Below are 2,937 nucleotides of genomic sequence, written 5' to 3'. Positions count from 1 at the left end.
AAGGAATGCGCTGGGCGGGACGAGGCGGCGGGGCGGCGCTGACCCTGCTGGGCGCGGCCCGCCGGACGTCCGACGCCGAGCTGCGGGCCACGCTCCTGGAGGAGTCGGTACGGGCCGACATCGCCGCGGGACGTCCGCCGCTCGCACTGGCCGAAGCGGTCGACGGCTGGCTGTCCCTGGCCGACGCACGCCTTGGCGCGAACGACCGCAAGGAGGCGGCGACCGCGCTGCACCAAGCCTTGCCGCTGGCCTTCCACCGGGCCCTGCACATCGACCAGTTGACCACGCCGATGGCACAGGACGCGGTGGCGTACACGCGTCCGCTGCTCGCGTCGCAGACCCTGCGGACCGTGGCCGGCACCGCGCGCGGCCGGGCGGCCGCGGCCGCCCCCGCACCCACGGACCGGCCGCTGCGCCTGCTGGTCATGACGCACGGCAATGCGAACTTTCTCCGCCTGGTGCTGAGTCACTACGAGGACCGCCCGGACGTGGAGCTGCGGTTCGTCGACACGACGCAGCACCCGGAGCTGCGCAGGCTGGCCAGGGCGCACTGGCGCGTCATCGCCGACCGGCTGGACGCCGCCACCTGGTACCGGGAGCGCCTGGAGCGCCTGCTGCGCCCCCATCTAGAGTGGGCCGACACCCTGTTCTTCGACTGGTGCGAGGGCCCCGTAGCGATGCTGACGACCATCGACCCGGGCACGACGCGCGTCGTGGTCCGGCTGCACAGCTACGAGGCGTACACCCAGTGGCCGCTCCTTGTGGACTTCTCCCGCGTCGACGAGCTGCTCTTCATCGCCGATCACGTGCGTGACCTGTGCTCCTCCTACGTGCCGCAGCTGTCCTCGGCGACCGCTCCCCGTATGCGCGTCGTGCACAACGCCACCGATCTGTCCTCGTTCGACCGGCCCAAGTCGGCCGACGCCCGCTTCACGCTGGGTCTGGTCGGTCTCGGCCAGATCGCGAAGGATCCGCTGTGGGCACTGGACGTCCTGGAGCGGGTCCGCGCGTACGACGAGCGGTACAGGCTGGTGCTCATCGGCGATGTGGTCGATCCGGAGAAGACCGGTGCGTCCCGGCAGTACCGCGACGCGCTGGAAGAGCGGCTCGCCCCGCTGGTGCGGGCGGGAGCCGTGGAGCGCAGAGGCCGGACGGACGACGTCGCCTCCGCGCTCGGCGGCATCGGCGTGATCCTCAGCTCTTCCGTACGTGAAGGCTGCCATGTCGCCGTACTCGAAGGCGCGGCGAGTGGTGCCGTGCCCGTGGTGCGCGACTGGCCGTTCTACGCCGGCAAGGCGAACGGCGCCCGCACCACGTACCCCGAGGACTGGGTCGTCTCCGACCCCGACGAAGCGGCCCACCGGATCCTGCGGGTCACCTCCGACGCCGACCGCTGGCACGCGGAGGGCGCCGCGGCGTCCAAGCACGCCCTGTCCACATGGGACTGGTCGGTCGTACGCAAGGACTTCGACAACGTGCTGCTGCACGGCGGACAGCCGCTCCCCGGCGCGGACCGGTCATGAAGATACTCGGCACCGTCAGCGCCCGCCCCCCGTTCACAGGACCGCCGACGGGGGGTGCGGGCCGTCGGCTCATGCTCCCCTTGCTCGTCCCGCTCCTGTTCCTCCTGCTGCAGCTGACCGGGGCCACACCCCCGAACCTGTGGGCGGACACCACGCGCTACGCACGCACCGCCGAGCAGCATCTCGGCGTCGACCGCGCCACCGCCCAGCGGGACGTCGAGGAGCAGTTCTGCGCGGCGCGGGCGGACGCGGCCGTCCGGGAGTCGCGCCTCGATCCCTTGCCGCCCGACCCAGAGGTGGTGCGTCGGACGCAGGAGCAGGCGTGCGTGCAGCGCTACGCGGGCGCCGACGACATCACCACCGACGACCCCCGCTACCAGGCGATCTTCGCCTCGCGTTGGGCCTACCCGTGGCTGCTGGCGCCGTTCGTCGGGGCGTTCGGTCTCGGCGCCGGACTGCGGGTGTGCGCGCTGCTCGTCGCCGCGGCATGCGTGCTCCTCACGTACGGGCTGCTGCGCTCGGCGGGTGCCGGACGCAAGGCGTCGATGGCAGGCCAAGTCGCCTTGGTGGCCACCCCCTTGGGCTGGTGGGCGGCGCAGCCGCTCACGGAGGGCCCGGTCCTCGCGTGCGTTCTGGGCGCACTGTGGGGGGCGGTGCGGCTGGTCCGCGGGCAGGGCACGCGGACCGCGAACGCCGTGGCCCTCTCTCTGGCCATCGGCGGCTGCTTCCTCCTGCGCTATTCCAGTGCGCTGCTGATCGCCGGGGCGCTGGCCCTGGCCGCCGCCGTACTCGCACTGGCCCGGCGGAGAGCCGACGCCCTGCGGGAAGCCGACGCCCGACAGGAAGCCGACGCCCGGCGGGAAGATGTCGCCCCGTCAGAGGCCGGCGCCGGGGCAGAGACCGGCGCCGGGTCAGAGGCCGGCGCCTGGTGGGCGGCCGGGACCGCCGCCGCGGCGGCCGTGGCGGCTGCCGCCGTCATGGTGCTGCTGCGGCTGCCGTCGGCCGAGATCACCTTGCAGGACACCTTCACGCTGCACTTCCGAAGGCCGCTGGTGGAGGACCCCTGGGCCCGGCTGTGGGACTTGAACCTGGCGCTGTGGCGGCACTGGTGGGGCGAGCAGGCGGCCCGTCCGTACTTCCTGGTCCTGACGGCGCTCGCCTGCTGGGCCTTCGTCCGCCGGGCTCCCGCCCTGGGTCTCATGGCCGTGGCGTGCGCATGCGTCGGCGTCGCCCAGGTGGCCGGGCACCCCCTCCTGGCGGAGGCGGACCGGCTGGGCGCCTTCATGTGGCTGCCGGTCGTCCTGGGACTGCCGCTGCTGCCCGCGGCCTGGGCCGAGCGCGCCACGCCGCCTTCCGTACGGGTCCAGGAACAGCGGCGCGCGCCCGCGCCCATGAGTCTGCGCTGAGACCGGGG

General features: G+C 73.5%; 2 protein-coding genes. Both read left to right on the top strand.

The window, feature by feature from the left end; genetic code table 11:
* A partial coding sequence (locus tag ABT367_RS41230) for a glycosyltransferase (RefSeq protein ID WP_352259094.1) occupies positions 1-1,523 on the top strand: 1,523 nt, incomplete at its 5' end.
* Positions 1,520-2,929 (top strand): hypothetical protein, encoded by a 1,410-nt coding sequence (locus ABT367_RS41225; protein ID WP_352259092.1) that lies wholly within the window; start codon positions 1,520-1,522, stop codon positions 2,927-2,929. The genes ABT367_RS41230 and ABT367_RS41225, both read left to right, overlap by 4 nt.
* The last annotated feature ends 8 nt before the right edge of the window (positions 2,930-2,937 follow it).

The organism is Streptomyces mesophilus (assembly GCF_040300965.1).
Classification (GTDB): Bacteria; Actinomycetota; Actinomycetes; order Streptomycetales; family Streptomycetaceae; genus Streptomyces; species Streptomyces mesophilus_A.
This window is presented reverse-complemented; position numbering and strand designations above follow the sequence as displayed.

What these genes read in the sequence shown, in the direction of transcription:
- ABT367_RS41225 (WP_352259092.1), top strand. Translation starts at nt 1,520, where the DNA reads ATGAAGATACTCGGCACCGTCAGCGCCCGCCCCCCGTTCACAGGACCG.